Annotated in this window: 19 protein-coding genes; 11 read left to right on the top strand and 8 right to left on the bottom strand. The window is 32.0% G+C overall.

Annotated features, from left to right (window positions below; genetic code table 11):
* Positions 1-9: 9 nt before the first annotated feature.
* Positions 10-897: a cysteine synthase CysM gene (gene cysM / locus LL966_RS08150; protein ID WP_229352303.1), complete on the bottom strand. Its 888-nt coding sequence runs from the start codon at positions 895-897 to the stop codon at positions 10-12.
* Position 898: 1 nt separating this feature from the next.
* A complete protein-coding gene (epsC, locus tag LL966_RS08145; protein ID WP_229352914.1) occupies positions 899-1690 on the bottom strand; it encodes a serine O-acetyltransferase EpsC in 792 nt (263 codons plus the stop codon).
* A 193-nt stretch (positions 1691-1883) separates the two neighbouring features.
* On the opposite strand from epsC, the gene LL966_RS08140 reads away from it, so the two are divergent.
* Positions 1884-2585: a DUF1003 domain-containing protein gene (locus LL966_RS08140; protein WP_229352301.1), complete on the top strand. Its 702-nt coding sequence runs from the start codon at positions 1884-1886 to the stop codon at positions 2583-2585.
* Positions 2586-2776: 191 nt separating this feature from the next.
* Here LL966_RS08140 and LL966_RS08135 read toward each other — a convergent pair whose 3' ends face one another.
* A complete protein-coding gene (locus LL966_RS08135; RefSeq protein WP_229352913.1) occupies positions 2777-3043 on the bottom strand; it encodes a DUF2752 domain-containing protein in 267 nt (88 codons plus the stop codon).
* 124 nt (positions 3044-3167) lie between these two features.
* On the opposite strand from LL966_RS08135, the gene LL966_RS08130 reads away from it, so the two are divergent.
* Together LL966_RS08130 and LL966_RS08125 are read left to right on the top strand one after the other, a co-directional pair.
* Positions 3168-3341 (top strand): hypothetical protein, encoded by a 174-nt coding sequence (locus LL966_RS08130; RefSeq protein ID WP_184164488.1) that lies wholly within the window; start codon positions 3168-3170, stop codon positions 3339-3341.
* 1 nt (position 3342) lies between these two features.
* Positions 3343-3894, top strand: coding sequence for a Smr/MutS family protein (locus LL966_RS08125; protein WP_229352300.1), 552 nt, complete (start codon positions 3343-3345; stop codon positions 3892-3894).
* Between the two features lie 147 nt (positions 3895-4041).
* Here the strand turns inward: LL966_RS08125 and LL966_RS08120 are convergent, their stop codons facing one another.
* Complete coding sequence (locus LL966_RS08120) at positions 4042-5037, bottom strand: hypothetical protein (protein ID WP_229352299.1); 996 nt, start codon at positions 5035-5037, stop codon at positions 4042-4044.
* Between the two features lie 87 nt (positions 5038-5124).
* Here LL966_RS08120 and LL966_RS08115 point away from each other — a divergent pair, with 87 nt between their 5' ends.
* Complete coding sequence (locus tag LL966_RS08115; RefSeq protein WP_229352298.1) at positions 5125-6249, top strand: cysteine desulfurase family protein; 1125 nt, start codon at positions 5125-5127, stop codon at positions 6247-6249.
* An 88-nt stretch (positions 6250-6337) separates the two neighbouring features.
* Here LL966_RS08115 and LL966_RS08110 read toward each other — a convergent pair whose 3' ends face one another.
* On the bottom strand, positions 6338-6898 hold the full coding sequence (locus tag LL966_RS08110; protein WP_229352297.1) for an L-threonylcarbamoyladenylate synthase: 561 nt from the start codon (positions 6896-6898) through the stop codon (positions 6338-6340).
* A 209-nt stretch (positions 6899-7107) separates the two neighbouring features.
* Between LL966_RS08110 and LL966_RS08105 the strand changes: the two genes are divergently transcribed.
* From LL966_RS08105 to LL966_RS08095, 3 genes are all read left to right on the top strand, one after another.
* Positions 7108-7893: a DUF5672 family protein gene (locus LL966_RS08105; RefSeq protein WP_229352295.1), complete on the top strand. Its 786-nt coding sequence runs from the start codon at positions 7108-7110 to the stop codon at positions 7891-7893.
* Between the two features lie 15 nt (positions 7894-7908).
* Positions 7909-8670 carry a Kdo domain containing protein gene (locus LL966_RS08100; protein WP_229352293.1) on the top strand — a complete coding sequence of 254 codons (762 nt, stop codon included), beginning with the start codon at positions 7909-7911 and terminating at the stop codon, positions 8668-8670.
* 114 nt (positions 8671-8784) lie between these two features.
* Positions 8785-9429, top strand: a complete 645-nt coding sequence (locus LL966_RS08095; RefSeq protein ID WP_229352292.1) for a class I SAM-dependent methyltransferase — start codon at positions 8785-8787, stop codon at positions 9427-9429.
* Here LL966_RS08095 and LL966_RS08090 read toward each other — a convergent pair.
* The 3 genes from LL966_RS08090 to LL966_RS08080 form a co-directional block, all read right to left on the bottom strand.
* Positions 9407-10183: a glycosyltransferase family 2 protein gene (locus tag LL966_RS08090; RefSeq protein WP_229352289.1), complete on the bottom strand. Its 777-nt coding sequence runs from the start codon at positions 10181-10183 to the stop codon at positions 9407-9409. The genes LL966_RS08095 and LL966_RS08090 overlap by 23 nt on opposite strands.
* Positions 10184-10188: 5 nt before the next feature.
* On the bottom strand, positions 10189-11256 hold the full coding sequence (locus tag LL966_RS08085; RefSeq protein WP_229352287.1) for a glycosyltransferase family 9 protein: 1068 nt from the start codon (positions 11254-11256) through the stop codon (positions 10189-10191).
* Positions 11257-11372: 116 nt separating this feature from the next.
* Positions 11373-12188 (bottom strand): 2,3,4,5-tetrahydropyridine-2,6-dicarboxylate N-succinyltransferase, encoded by an 816-nt coding sequence (locus LL966_RS08080; protein WP_125719511.1) that lies wholly within the window; start codon positions 12186-12188, stop codon positions 11373-11375.
* Between the two features lie 271 nt (positions 12189-12459).
* Here LL966_RS08080 and LL966_RS08075 point away from each other — a divergent pair, with 271 nt between their 5' ends.
* The 4 genes from LL966_RS08075 to ruvX all read left to right on the top strand — a co-directional run bounded on the left by LL966_RS08075 (position 12460) and on the right by ruvX (position 14190).
* Positions 12460-13089: a PAS domain-containing protein gene (locus LL966_RS08075; RefSeq protein ID WP_229352284.1), complete on the top strand. Its 630-nt coding sequence runs from the start codon at positions 12460-12462 to the stop codon at positions 13087-13089.
* A 139-nt stretch (positions 13090-13228) separates the two neighbouring features.
* Positions 13229-13462, top strand: a complete 234-nt coding sequence (locus tag LL966_RS08070; protein ID WP_229352283.1) for a hypothetical protein — start codon at positions 13229-13231, stop codon at positions 13460-13462.
* A complete protein-coding gene (locus LL966_RS08065) occupies positions 13452-13733 on the top strand; it encodes a type II toxin-antitoxin system RelE/ParE family toxin (protein ID WP_229352282.1) in 282 nt (93 codons plus the stop codon). The genes LL966_RS08070 and LL966_RS08065 overlap by 11 nt, the downstream gene beginning before the upstream one ends.
* Positions 13734-13776: 43 nt before the next feature.
* Positions 13777-14190 carry a Holliday junction resolvase RuvX gene (gene ruvX / locus LL966_RS08060; protein ID WP_229352281.1) on the top strand — a complete coding sequence of 138 codons (414 nt, stop codon included), beginning with the start codon at positions 13777-13779 and terminating at the stop codon, positions 14188-14190.
* The last annotated feature ends 4 nt before the right edge of the window (positions 14191-14194 follow it).

The raw sequence follows: 14194 nt of genomic DNA, 5'->3' as shown, positions 1-14194 counted from the left end.
AGTCTCTTCTTAATCAAATAAATCCGAAGACAAATAGCGATCGCCTCTATCGCAGATAACGGCAACTATAACTCCAGATTCTAATTTTTCGGCAATTTTTAGGGCTACTGCAACAGAACCTCCGCTACTCATTCCTGCAAAAACGCCTTCTTCAAGTGCTAATCTTTTTGTCATTTCTCGAGCTTCTTCTTCGCTAACATCAACAACAGTATCTACTTTAGAAGCATCGAAGATTTTAGGAAGATATTCCTCTGGCCATTTACGAATTCCAGGAATCTGAGATCCATCGCTAGGCTGTGCGCCAACAATTTGAATGTTTGGGTTTTTCTCTTTTAAGTAGGTAGAAGTCCCAATAATAGTTCCCGTTGTTCCCATTGCAGAAACAAAATGTGTCACAGTTCCATCAGTATCATTCCAAATTTCTGGACCTGTTGTTTTATAATGTGCTTTCCAGTTATCATCGTTTGCAAATTGATTCAGCATCAAATAACCGCCTTTAGCTACTTTTTTATCTGCATAATCTCTAGAACCAATAATCCCTTCGCTTGCAGGAGTTAAAATAACGGTTGCACCATAAGCACGCATGGTTTGTGTTCTTTCTTTTGTTGAATCTTCCGGCAGAACCAATTCGATTTCTATACCAAATAATTGAGCAATCATAGCTAAAGCAATTCCAGTATTTCCGCTGGTTGCTTCAATTAATTTATCACCTTTTTTAATTTCGCCTCTTTCCAAAGCGGCAGCAATCATATTATATGCAGCTCGATCTTTTACACTTCCTCCAGGATTATTTCCTTCCAGTTTAAGCAAAAGTTTTACATTTTTATTTTGAACCAAATTGACCGTTTCCATCAACGGAGTATTACCAATCAGGTTTAGTAATTTATGTGAATTCATTTTATTTTTTTTCTTTGATTTTAACTTCAGTAGTCGTGGTGTTCAAAACAATAGAGTCTGCTGGAACAGATTTGGTAATCCAAGCATTTCCTCCAACAACACTATTTTTTCCTATAGTCGTTTTTCCTCCCAAAATAGTTGCGTTGGCATAAATACAGACATTATCTTCAACTGTAGGGTGTCTTTTGGCATTTTTCATTTCTTTACTTACGCTCAAAGCACCAAGCGTAACACCTTGATAGATTTTTACATGCTTTTTAATAACAGTGGTTTCGCCGATTACAATTCCGGTAGCGTGATCAATAAAAAATGGAGATTCGATGTCTGCACCAGCATGAATATCAGTTCCCGTGATTCTGTGCGCATATTCACTCATTAAACGAGAAAATAGCAACAAATCTAACTTGTATAGTTCGTGGCTTAATCTATAAATTGCAATGGCGTAAAATCCGGGATAACCTAGATAAACTTCATCAATACTGTTGGAAGCAGGATCATTTTCTAAAATATATTCGGCATCCTTATTTAATTTTTCTAAAACGCCTGGAAGTTTCTCAAGAAATCTATCCCAAATTGATTCGCATAAATTTTGCGGTTTTTTACATGCTAAAACAGCGATTTCTTTAAAACGGATTTCCAATTCGCTAATGCTTTCGTCTAAAGCTGCATTCGAATCAAAAAGGGTGTAAAAAAGCTTTTCTGTAAAGTCTTCTGTTTTTGTTTTAATACCGTAATTTATGTGCGAATGGCTCTTTAACGCCTTTATATTTTGTATGATATTGTCTTTTGTCACAATGGTAAGAATGAATGAATAATTTTGGAACGTTAAAAGTAAGGTGTTTTTTGGAAATAAAGTCACGATTTAACTAAAGAAATTTTCTGTAGAAAGCCATATTTGTGATAAAAAAGGAATTGTAAACGAGGCTGTTTTATATTCTCGGTAAGAAGTTATTTGCGTAAATTAGCCTTTAAAATTTTAAAAAAAAATGAAAAACAATCCAACATTTAAAAGTGCTATTTCGGGGCTTCCTTTCTCGGAGAGTGAGAAAATCTACGGAAAATCTATTCACGATCCAATTTTGGGGCTAATCAAAAAAGAGTTTCCTGATTTTAATGATAACGATTGTATTGCAGTAAATGAGCTGAATGTGTATCGGCAAAAGTACATTTCGAATTATCTTTCAACAGAAATTGGAGCACTTTCGGCTATGGAAAAAAGTGTTATTTCGTCCTTAAAAGATGATAGATCGATTGTAAGTACTGTAGAAGATGAAGAAGAAAGCCGAAATTTTGGACAAAGAGTGGCCGATAAAGTGGCAGACTTTGGAGGAAGCTGGACTTTTATTATCTCTTTTGTTGTTTTTATCACTATTTGGATCAGTTCAAATGTGCTCATTTTTTTAAATAAAGGTTTTGATCCGTATCCGTTTATTCTTCTTAATTTAATTCTGTCTTGTGTTGCAGCTTTGCAAGCTCCGGTCATTATGATGAGTCAAAATCGCCAGGAAGAAAAAGATAGAAATCGAGCTAAAAAAGATTATATGATCAATCTAAAATCGGAACTAGAAATCAGAATGATTCACGATAAAATTGACCATTTGATTATGCATCAGCAACAAGAATTAATCGAAATTCAGAAAGTTCAGATGGAGATGATGAATGATATTTTAGATCAAATTAAGAAATAAAATGGATCTAAAATTCCAATTTTTTTATCCCGAAGCCTCGGGACCAAATTCCAAAAGGAGCAAAGCGACTTTTAAAAATCTAAAATCTAAAATCTAAAATCTAAAATCTAAAATCTAAAATCTAAAATCTAAAATCTAAAATCTAAAATCTAAAATCTAAAATCTAAAATCTAAAATCTAAAATCTAAAATCTAAAAATAAAAGTGCTTTAAGTAATAACCTCCAAGTATAAAAAAGAGGTTTAAAATTGTCATTTTCCAAATTAGATTTTTGTAATTTTTAGATTTGTCTAAAAAATGAAGCGCTGTAAAAACGAACAAAATAAGGCAGGTAAATATGGCTGGATACATTTTGAAAGCTGCTAAAAACTCTCCTTGAAAAAGTAAGAATAAAGAACGCTGAAAACCACAGCCCAAACAGTCAAAACCAAAGAGGGTTTTGAAGAGACATGGAATCATATATTTCTCTAAATTCATTGAAGTTCTTTTTACAATTTTACTAAAAAAATATGACAAACGTTTCGAGTAGAATGAAAGTGCTACTTGAAAGTTTTATACTTTTGGAATCTTAAACTTTGAATGAATGAAAGCTTTTAAAATTATAATAATGATTCTTGCGATTTCAGTTGCGCTGTACGAACAAGTTTCAGAAGAAAAAAACATTTATATCATGATTGTAGCAATCGTGGTTTTTATGTTTGGAATGATGCAATTGAGCGCTAAAACACCAAGTAAAAATAACGATAAAGAAGAGTAGGATGCTGGTAAAAGGAGATAAGGTTTCAGTACTCGATGAAGCCATTAACGGAACAGTAGTTTCGGTCAAGAACAAAGAAGTTTTAATAGAAACTACGGATGGATTTATGATGACATTTTTTGTCAATGAATTGCTTAAGATCCAAGATTCCAGTAATTTAATGAATTCTATTAAAAGAATTGATTTAGATGAAGTTTCGAAAGAGAAAACAGAGCCAAAACCAAGAAGTTTTGTTAAAGAAAAGAAAGATAAACGTGATGTTGGAGTTCCAGAATTTGATCTTCATATAGAAAAATTGGTTCCCAATAAACGCGGAATGTCGAATTATGATATTTTGACTTTGCAGACTGAAACTGCAAAAAGACATATCGAATTTGCAATCAGAAATCGCATTCCGAAAATCGTTTTTATTCATGGTGTTGGCGAAGGAATTTTAAAAGCCGAATTAGATTTTTTATTAGGACGTTATGATGGAATTGATTTTCAAGATGCCAATTATCAAAAATATGGTTTAGGAGCAACGGAAGTTTATTTTAGGCAAAACAATAAATAAAATAAATTTATAGCGTTTTAAAAGGTTCTTTTTTGAGCATAAAAAAACGTCTGTTTTTTGATCTGATTTCGTTTAAAATCAGCTTCAGAAAACAGACGTTTTTTGTAAGAATATTTTTTTTTGATTTCTTTTAGAAATCGATTCGTTTTATTCGGTTACCGTTTTGGTAATTGTTCCAAGAACGAAACTGTTTCCTAATTCAAAACCAGTTTTGCCTTTAACTAATCTCACTTTTCTTAGTGTTATAGTGTGGGTGAAAGTTTTTTCACCTACTACTGTGGTTGTAACTTCTATGATACCACTCTCATTTTCTTTTCCTAATTGCCCTTCCCATGTTTGATCAACAGTTGGAGTTTCTGGCTTTTTTTCTACGCAGATTGTTCCTTCTGTAAAAATACCTGTACCAGATTTTACTGTTCGGTAATATACATTGTTTTGCCCTGGTTTAATTGTACTTCTTCGAGGAGTATTAGTTGGAGTAACCTCATTTTTAATTAAATCAGGATCGATGTTTTCAATCGATAAATAAAACGAGGTATTGTAATTAAATATCCCTTTCATATAAGAGCATTCTACGACTTGCTGATCGGCTACAAATGTTAAATTTGCTGGATTTACTTTGGTTACATAATTTCCAAAAACAAATTCTTCGTTAGTTTGAATTCCAGATGGTTTTGCAAATGTGATATTTCTAAAAATAACACTGTGTGTATATCCAGTTATTCTTGAGCTACCATCAGTTGTATTTGGAATTTCATTTGCATTACTCTCAATTTCGATTACACCATCTGTTCCAAGCCATTCTTCTGTTATTCTTGGAGTACTTGGTGGTATTGTACCGCAGATATTAGTTGTTGCTACAGTTCCATCGTATGCTCTGTATAAAACGCGATAAGAACCATTGCCTTTTGAGTCTATGGTGTAGTTGTAAAGAGAATCATTTTCGTTTCTAAATGATCCTGCTGGCATTTGAAGCAAGAGAGCTTCCTGAGTTTTTAATTTATATACTAAAGCACTAGTCGTTGCGTCGCAGGTTTGAGCTTCTGTAATATCTTCAAAATCTATAGTATCTACAGTTAAATCTCCATCATCGCATCCATTTAAAAAAAGAGCAAATAGTAGGAGGGCAGCATATTTTTTCATTGTAAAATTTATTTTGGTCAAAAATAGTGAAAAAATTGCCAAATGATATTTAAGATTTGACAATTGATATTTCTTAACTTTGCAGCAATGAAAAAAGTATATCTAGATAACGCCTCAACAACTGCAATGCGTCCCGAAGTCGTTCAGGAAATGACCAAGGTAATGATGGAGGATTACGGAAATCCATCTTCTACACATAGTTTCGGGCGAAACGGAAAAACAATACTAGAACTTTCTAGAAAAAGTATTGCGAAGCATTTAAATTGCACAGCACAGGAAATTATTTTTACTTCTGGCGGAACCGAAGCTGATAATTGGATTCTCCGTTCGGCTGTTGAAGATTTGAAAATCGAAAGAATCATTACGTCAAAAGTAGAGCATCATGCTGTTTTGCATACCGTTTGGGTGCTTAAAGAAGAATATAATGTTCAGGTTGATTATGTAAATGTAAATTCTGACGGAAGTTTAGACTTAACGCATTTATCCAATTTATTGTCTGATGAAAAGAAAACATTGGTCAGTTTAATGCATGTTAACAATGAAACAGGAGTTATTTTAGATTTAGATCGCGTTGGACTGATTTGTAAGCAGTATAATGCCTTGTTTCATTCGGATACAGTTCAATCTATCGGAAAAACTGAAATTGACTTGCAAAAGACCCCAGTGGACTTTATTTTGGCTAGTGCGCATAAATTTCATGGCCCAAAAGGAGTTGGATTTGCTTTTGTTCGAAAAAATTCTGGTTTGCAGCCTTTGCTTTTTGGTGGAGAACAGGAAAAAGGACTCCGTGCTGGAACAGAAGCGGTACATCAAATTGCTGGAATGGCAAAAGCTTTATCTATTTCTTATGAAAAATTAGATGAAGAAAGAACTTATATAAAAGGATTGAAAAACTACTTGATTAATCAATTAAAAATTCATTTTCCTGATTTTAGGATTAATGGAAAAAAAGATGATTTTTATAATATCATCAATATTATTCTGCCATTTTCTTCAGACAAAACTTCAATGCTGCTTTTTAGTTTAGATATGAAAGGAATTGCAGTTTCTAGAGGAAGCGCCTGTCAGTCTGGAAGTATAAAACCATCTCACGTTTTAAACGAAATGCTTTCTGACGAAGATTTAAAACTGCCAAATCTCCGAATTTCGTTTAGTCATTACAATACCAAAGAGGATATTGATTGGCTTATTGAGAGTTTGAAAACTATTTAAGCTACTAAGGTTCTAAGATGCTGAGAAGCTAAGTTTTTATTCGACTTCGCTCAGAATGCTTTGTCAGGCTGAGCGAAGTCGAAGCCATTTATTTACGAATAACTTTAACCTGCGAATCGTTTGTTAATTTGATAATAGTAGAAGATTTTCCGTTGATTTTATCCTGATTTAATTTTACAACATAATCGACACCATTTATAATTTCTGGACTAATGTCTTTGAAAGCAATTGGTGTTGGCTGACCTGAAATATTGGCCGATGTTGAAACCAAAGGTTTTTTCATTCGTTCCATCAATTTGTAGCAGAAGGGTTCTTTTACCAATCGAACACCTAATGATTTGTCGGCTGCAATTATATTTGGAGCAACATTTCTTGCGTCATCAAGAATTAAAGTGGTTGGTTTGTCTGATAAATCCCAAATCTGCCAAGCAACTTCGGGAATGTTTTTAAAGACATTGTACATCATTTTTTCGCCGTTCATCAAAACAATCATACTCTGTGTTTCTGCACGTTGTTTTAATTTGTAGATTTTAGCAACAGCATCGGCGTTGGTAGCATCGCAGCCAATTCCCCAAACGGTATCAGTTGGATAAAGAATGATACCTCCTTCTTTAATCACTTCGTATGCTTTAATTATTTCTTCGTTCATTGTAAAGAGCAATATAGAATTCAACTGCAAAAATAACCTTTCTAGTTGGTAAAAAGTTTAAATTTAATTGACAATAATTAAGTTTTTGTGATTTATAAGATTATTTTTGTTGCTGAAGATGTAAGGTCAGGAAAAACAGACAATAGTGTAAACTAATTTTTGTTTTTACTTTTTACTTCTCAAGTGTTGAATAATCTTAAAATACCATAATGGATAAAAAAACAGCAAAAATTGTTATTCCTGTATACAAGGAATATTTTGGAGAACTTGAAGAAAAATCGTTTTTACAATGCTGTAAAGTTTTAAAAGATTATGAAATTGTAATCGTGCATCCAGAAGGTTTAAATTGTACTTATCTGACGGAAAAGTATAATAATTTAAGCTTTAAAAGTTTTTCCAAACATTATTTTGCAGCTATTGATGGTTATAATGAATTGTTGCTGTCTTCTATATTTTATGAAAGTTTTTTAGATTCAGACTACATTTTAATCTATCAGTTAGATGCTTTTGTTTTTAGAGATGATCTGATGAAATGGTGTCAAAAAGATTATGATTACATTGGAGCACCTTGGATTGCGACTTCTACAGATTCTTTCGGAATGAATATTTTTAATAAAGTAGCGCGGTTGTTTAGGTCTAAAAAGAAAAATGCACGTGAGCAGACTTTCTTTAAAGTCGGTAACGGAGGTTTTTCTTTACGCAAAGTAGCTTCACATTATGAGATTACTAAAAATCAGCAAGAGTTTATAACAAAAGTGCTGAATGAAAATGAAAAGAAAATCTACGCTATAGAAGATGTTTTTTGGTCTTTGAAAGCAATAGAGTTTGATCCTAATTTTAAAATTCCAGATTATAAAGAAGCAGTTTATTTTGCCATGGATCGTAAACCAAATTTGGCGATGAAATTGACGAACAATGAACTTCCATTTGGCTGCCATGCCATAAATAAGCCAAAAGTAATTGACTTTTGGAAACCTATAATAAACCAATATTAAATTACTTGATTGGATATGATTACAAAATTTAAAAGCGCTGCCCAAACAAACAATCAGAAAGATATTCTTGGTTTTATACAAAATTTTAAATCTTCTGGCGAACTTTTTGGCAACGGTGATCGTAATAAAATTAAATTGTTCAAATTGGACGGAAAAACGATTAATATTAAATCGTTTAAGGTTCCGAATCTAATTAACAAAATTGCCTACAAATATTTTAGAAAATCAAAAGCCAGACGTTCTTTCGAATATGCGACAATTCTACTAGAAAAAGGAATTGGAACACCTGCGCCTCTAGCATTTCTTGAAAATTTTAATTTTTTAGGTCTAAAAGACAGTTATTACGTAAGCGAACATTTGGTTACAGAATTAACGTATAGAGAACTTGTTGAAATTCCTGATTTTGTAGAACATGACCGAATCTTGAGACAATTTACTAAGTTTTGTTTCGATCTTCACGAAAAAGGAGTAGAGTTTTTAGATCATTCTCCAGGTAATACTTTGATAAAGAAAATCGACGAAAATAATTATGCATTCTTTCTGGTCGATTTAAACCGAATGAATTTTCATAATCAGATGAGTTTTGAACAACGCATGAATAATTTTCGACGCTTAACTCCTAAAAAAGAAATGATTGCGGTAATGAGTAACGAATATTCTAAATTCTACACCGAAAAAAATGAAACTGAAATCTTCGAAAAAATGTGGCAGGCTACAGTCGATTTTCAAGAAAGTTTCGCAAAAAAGAAAAGATTAAAAAAGAAACTTAAATTTTAGAAGTCATAATTTACTATTGTTTTTTGAGTTTTTTCTTGTAAATTTTTTTTTTGATTTATTGATGAAATAATGTCGTACCTATCTTCGTTTTTATATATTTACAAAAATTAACAAATGAACTACGACAATAAACCAGATTCTTATTACAGTAAGATGCGTTTCGAGATGTTAAAATATCTTCCGAAGGATTCGCTTAAAATATTAGAAATCGGCTGTGGAAATGGCTGCTTTGGAGAATTTCTTAAAAAAGAAAATAATAGAGAAGTTTGGGGAATTGAGTTAATGCCAGAAGAAGGCAAAGAGGCAGAAAAAGTTTTAGATCGCGTTTTTATCGGAAAGTGCGAAGACTTTATCAATGACTTACCAGATAATTATTTTGATGCTATTTATTGCAATGATGTTTTAGAACATTTATTTGATCCTTATTCTTTATTAAAAGATTTGAAGTCAAAATTATCTAATAAAGGTGTTGTAATTAGTTCTATTCCAAATATTAGATACCACAATCAATTTAAGATGTTTTTGTTTAGTAAAGACTGGAAATACCAAGATCATGGTATTATGGATTTTACGCACATGAGATTCTTTACAGGAAAAAGTATTAGAAGAATGTACGAAGAAGCGGGATATTTGGTAAAAACTCATGAAGGAATCAATAAAACAAAATCATTAAAACCTTATTTTTTTAATATTCTGTTTTTGTGTACGCAATTGGATATTTTCTATCTCCAATACGCTACAGTTGCTTCGAAATCCTGATTTTTTTAAGTTCTTGAAAGCGGCTTGAAACACTGAGAGCATTTAAATAGCAAATTGTAAAACCCTTTCTGCCATCCAAAAATCCTAAGCGAATCAGAAATTGATGAAGAAACTGATAAGTAGGACGAATGTAAAAATGAAAGAAATTCGGTTTGGTGTTTTTAGCTAGTTCCTCTTGGGCTTTAAGTTTTCCGTAAAAAATCATTTTTTGTTTATAATCATCAAAGGTGGAGTAAGAAAAATGAATTAATTTATTTTTTAATTTTCCTGCCTCACCATTTATAATCAATTTTTCGTGAACGATTTTTTCGTGATTATAAAAAGCGTTTTCTTTCTTAAATAATCGAATAATTTTATCGGTTTGCCAGCCGCTGAATCGTAATCTTTCTTTTTTAAACATAAAAGTTCGATACATAAAATAGGCTGCTATTTGGTTTTCTTCATTAATTGCTAGCTCAATTTCTTTTTTAAGATCTGGAGTTACTCTTTCATCGGCATCAATAAAAAGAATCCATGAATTTGTGGCTAAACTTATGGCATAATTCCGCTGAGAAGCAAAATTTTCAAAAGTATGCTGTATTGCTTTTACATTTTTAAAAGAAGAGGCAATCTCAAATGTCTGGTCCGAACTAAAAGAATCTACCACAATAATTTCGTCGGCAAATGAAAGATTTTCCAAAACAGATTGAATGTTTCGTTCTTCATTATGCGTTATGACTAATGCTGATAATAATTGTTTTTCTGAAGAAATCATTGCTATTAATTAAAGCCGTTTTGTTTTAGAAACAATTTAACTCTGTCTTCAAAAAAATCAGGTAAAAACTTTTCATATAAATCTAAAGATTCTTTTTTGAGCATTTTCTCTGTTTTGTTTTCGAACAACGCCGGGCGATAATCTTTTAAGTGAACGGAAAGATGATGAATTCCGTCTTCAAAAGTAGCCCAGATTTTCTTTTCAATCCAAGGAGAGAAAATAATAAAAGAAGGTTTGTCTAAAGCTTTTGCCATATTGATGGCACCACCATCATTTCCCATAATAGCATCGCATTGATTGACCAAACCGATAAAAGATCTTAAATCTCCTCCCAATAAATCAAAATAAATTTTGCTTTGTGTAGAAGGTTTGCATGCATTGAAAACTGTTTTTGCTTCTTCTAATTGTTTAGGGAAATAGTTAAAAAGAATATTCACATCTGCATTATCAGCAACATAATCTACCACTTTAGACATGAACTCTAATGGATATGTTTTTAATTTTTCGCTTCCTAAAAGACTGATCATGATGGTTTTTCTATCTTTTTTAACCTCGTATTTTTCAAAAAGCGCAATTGCATTTTGATTTTCTTCTTCAGAAACAAACAATTTCGGAATTGGATTAATTTCTGTTTTAAGATCAAGAGGCTCCAATAATGAAAGTCTCCTTTCTATAGCAAGACCTAAATTTGTTTTTGGAAACGGCTCAAATGGGACATTATCCGTGTACAAGAATGTTCTTCCAGGTTTTTGATATGAAATTTTTCTTTTGGCACCACTTAGAAAAACTAAAATCCAGCTTTCTAATTTTGAATAGGCATCAATTAATAAATCGTAGTTTTCATTTCTAATTTTTAGGCCTAATTTTAAAAGCTCCTTTTTGCTTTTTCGATGTTTTTCTTCAAATAAAATTACATTGTCAATGCTTGAATTTCCTTCTAGAACTGGAGTTGTAGAGGCATAAACCAAATAATCAATCTGAGCTTCCGGATAAGCGGCTCTTAGATTATTACAAATAATGCTGCTGACTAAAACGTCTCCAATCATTTTTTGCTGAATGACAAGTATCTTCATGAAAATGGTGTTGTATTAATGGACTACAAATTGAAGCAAAAAAAATCCAAATTCCAATCATTTTAATGAAAGGAATTCGGATTTTTAAAAATTGAAAAATTATATACTATCAAGTATTAAACCGCAACATCGTATTCACGAAGCGCATTGTTTAAAGAAGTTTTTAAATCTGTAGAAGGTTTACGAGTACCGATAATTAAGGCACAAGGAACTTGAAATTCACCTGCAGCGAATTTTTTAGTATAACTTCCAGGAATAACCACCGAACGAGCAGGAACAAAACCTTTCATTTCAACTGGCTCATCACCTGTAACATCTATAATTTTAGTAGAAGCTGTTAAACATACGTTTGCACCAAGAACTGCTTCTTTACCAACATGAACACCTTCAACAACGATACAACGAGATCCGATAAAAGCACCGTCTTCGATAATAACTGGAGCGGCTTGTAATGGCTCAAGAACACCACCAATACCAACACCACCGCTTAAGTGTACGTTTTTACCAATTTGAGCACAGCTACCAACAGTTGCCCAAGTGTCAACCATTGTTCCTTCGTCAACATAAGCACCAATATTTACATAACTTGGCATCAAGATAACACCGCTAGAAATGTAAGCACCATAACGCGCAACAGCATTAGGTACTACGCGAATTCCTTTTTCTGCATAATTTCTTTTTAATAACATTTTATCGTGATATTCGAAAATACCAGATTCCCATGTTTCCATTTTTTGAATTGGGAAATACATTACAACCGCTTTCTTAACCCATTCGTTTACTTGCCATTTGTCACCAACTGGTTCAGCAACACGTAATTTTCCTGCGTCTACCAATTCGATAACTTCTCTAATGGCATCAGTTGTTGTAGTTTCTTGCAATAAAGCTCTGTTTTCCCAGGCTTGTTCAATTATAGTCTGTAAAGAATTCATACGTTTAAATTTTTGGCAAAGATAGCGTATTTGTAGAAATCCAAAAAGGCAAAAGAGCCTGAAAATGTTACAGATTTAACTTTTTGTTTCTTATTTGTAAGGTCTTTTGGAGTTTTGAATTTATTTTTTTTGAAATTTCTACTAAATACCTCTAAAAGTTTTTTTTATGTCAAAATATGACAAAAGTCAGATTTTATGCTTTTTGTTCTGTCTAATTTCGTCCTGTTGAAAAACATTCCATTCAAACAAAATAATCATATAAGCAGTAAGTATGAATCAAGAAAATCAGTTTCAAAACAAAGTCATTATTGACAAAGAAGTAGCTTGGGATAAGAGCCGGGTTATTATGAGTAAAACAAATGCTTTTGGTATAATTGAATATGCCAATGAAGTTTTTGTAGATGTTTGCGGTTACGAAGATTACGAATTAATGGGGCAACCGCACAATATTATTCGCCATCCCGATATGCCAAAAGTTATTTTTAAGGTGCTTTGGGAGAATCTTAAAAACGGAAAAAACTTTCATGCCATTGTAAAAAACCTTGCAAAATCGGGAAGATATTATTGGGTCATTACAGATTTTGACATTGCTCGCGACGAAAATGACGTGATTGTAAATTATTTCGCCAGAAGACAAGCTGTGCCACAAGAAGTAATTGCAGTTCATATTGAGCCTTTATACAAAAAGCTTTTGCAGATCGAAGCTGCTAGTGGAGTTGAATTTAGCGAGAAATACTTAATTGGTTTTCTAGAAGAAAAAAAGAGAACTTATGTAGAATATATTAAGGAGTTGATTTTTGAACATGAAAAATCGCAAGCTAAATTTTCTAACTATGCAGAAGATGAAGGTGAAGAAGAAGAGGAACACAGAGGTTTTTTCAGTCGATTGTTCGGAAGATAAATTGAGTTATTTTTTAGGTTTTGAATATTTGGATAGAAAGTCCGTCTTGAATCGTTCAAGGCGGATTTTTGTTTTTAAGTTTAATTTAAAAAACATGAATTTAAAAAGGTTTATATTTGTATTGTAAAATGAAAGTATTATGGAAGCAATCAGATTAGAATTTCAGCCAGAAATTAGAGAGAAAGTACTTAAATTATTAAGTGAGTTTTCTCCTAGTGAATTGACAATCATTGAAGAAGATTCTGATTTTGAAAATGATAAAAGAAAAGTGCATGCAGCTTATGCTAAATTAAAAAGTGGCAATGAAAAGTTGTATTCAATAGATGAAATAGATTCAATTTTAGACAATACATTTTCGGAATATGACAATTAAAATTTCGAATGAATTTTTAAAATTATTAAAAGAACAAGTTCATTATATTTATAAAGATAAACCTAAAGCAGCGCTAAAGTTTAGGAAAGATTTGCTTAGAAATATTAAAAAAGATTTAAAACATCCTTTTCTCTTTAAAAAATCAAGATATTTTGATGATGAAAATATAAGAGATTACGTTTTTAAAGGATACGTTTCTGTTTATGAGGTTGATACCGAGAAAAATATTGTTTTCATTTTTGGTTTTATAAAATATAAAGAGGCCCTTTAAATATTATTATTTTACTTTCTAATCTTTTATAAAAATTTTAAAAATGCCAAGAATCATCTCCATAGATTACGGACAAAAACGCACAGGAATTGCAGTTACAGACGAAATGCAAATTATTGCGTCGGGTTTAACTACAATTCCAACTCATACTTTAACTGATTTTCTAAAAGACTATTTTTCAAAAGAAAAAGTCGAAGCGGTTTTAATCGGAGAGCCAAAACAAATGAATGGACTTCCTTCAGAAAGTGCTTCTGTGATCAATGGTTTTGCAAAACATTTTGCTAATATCTTTCCAGATATAAAAATAATCAGAGTAGACGAGCGATTTACTTCAAAAATGGCATTCCAAACTATGATTGACAGTGGCTTAAGTAAAAAGCAACGTCAGAACAAAGGATTAATAGACGAAATTTCTGCTACAATTTTGCTTCAAGATTATCTTTCTTCAAAAAAATAACGCT

It is taken from the genome of Flavobacterium chungbukense (assembly GCF_020805785.1).
Lineage (GTDB): Bacteria > Bacteroidota > Bacteroidia > Flavobacteriales > Flavobacteriaceae > Flavobacterium > Flavobacterium chungbukense.
This window is presented reverse-complemented; position numbering and strand designations above follow the sequence as displayed.

Bases quoted from the DNA above. Each gene is read 5' to 3' on its own strand.
- cysM (WP_229352303.1), bottom strand. From the start codon at position 897: ATGAATTCACATAAATTACTAAACCTGATTGGTAATACTCCGTTGATG.
- LL966_RS08140 (WP_229352301.1), top strand. From the start codon at position 1,884: ATGAAAAACAATCCAACATTTAAAAGTGCTATTTCGGGGCTTCCTTTC.
- LL966_RS08135 (WP_229352913.1), bottom strand. From the start codon at position 3,043: ATGATTCCATGTCTCTTCAAAACCCTCTTTGGTTTTGACTGTTTGGGC.
- LL966_RS08130 (WP_184164488.1), top strand. From the start codon at position 3,168: ATGAAAGCTTTTAAAATTATAATAATGATTCTTGCGATTTCAGTTGCG.
- LL966_RS08125 (WP_229352300.1), top strand. From the start codon at position 3,343: ATGCTGGTAAAAGGAGATAAGGTTTCAGTACTCGATGAAGCCATTAAC.
- LL966_RS08120 (WP_229352299.1), bottom strand. From the start codon at position 5,037: ATGAAAAAATATGCTGCCCTCCTACTATTTGCTCTTTTTTTAAATGGA.
- LL966_RS08115 (WP_229352298.1), top strand. From the start codon at position 5,125: ATGAAAAAAGTATATCTAGATAACGCCTCAACAACTGCAATGCGTCCC.
- LL966_RS08110 (WP_229352297.1), bottom strand. From the start codon at position 6,898: ATGAACGAAGAAATAATTAAAGCATACGAAGTGATTAAAGAAGGAGGT.
- LL966_RS08105 (WP_229352295.1), top strand. From the start codon at position 7,108: ATGGATAAAAAAACAGCAAAAATTGTTATTCCTGTATACAAGGAATAT.
- LL966_RS08100 (WP_229352293.1), top strand. From the start codon at position 7,909: ATGATTACAAAATTTAAAAGCGCTGCCCAAACAAACAATCAGAAAGAT.
- LL966_RS08095 (WP_229352292.1), top strand. From the start codon at position 8,785: ATGAACTACGACAATAAACCAGATTCTTATTACAGTAAGATGCGTTTC.
- LL966_RS08090 (WP_229352289.1), bottom strand. From the start codon at position 10,183: ATGATTTCTTCAGAAAAACAATTATTATCAGCATTAGTCATAACGCAT.
- LL966_RS08085 (WP_229352287.1), bottom strand. From the start codon at position 11,256: ATGAAGATACTTGTCATTCAGCAAAAAATGATTGGAGACGTTTTAGTC.
- LL966_RS08080 (WP_125719511.1), bottom strand. From the start codon at position 12,188: ATGAATTCTTTACAGACTATAATTGAACAAGCCTGGGAAAACAGAGCT.
- LL966_RS08075 (WP_229352284.1), top strand. From the start codon at position 12,460: ATGAATCAAGAAAATCAGTTTCAAAACAAAGTCATTATTGACAAAGAA.
- LL966_RS08070 (WP_229352283.1), top strand. From the start codon at position 13,229: ATGGAAGCAATCAGATTAGAATTTCAGCCAGAAATTAGAGAGAAAGTA.
- LL966_RS08065 (WP_229352282.1), top strand. From the start codon at position 13,452: ATGACAATTAAAATTTCGAATGAATTTTTAAAATTATTAAAAGAACAA.
- ruvX (WP_229352281.1), top strand. From the start codon at position 13,777: ATGCCAAGAATCATCTCCATAGATTACGGACAAAAACGCACAGGAATT.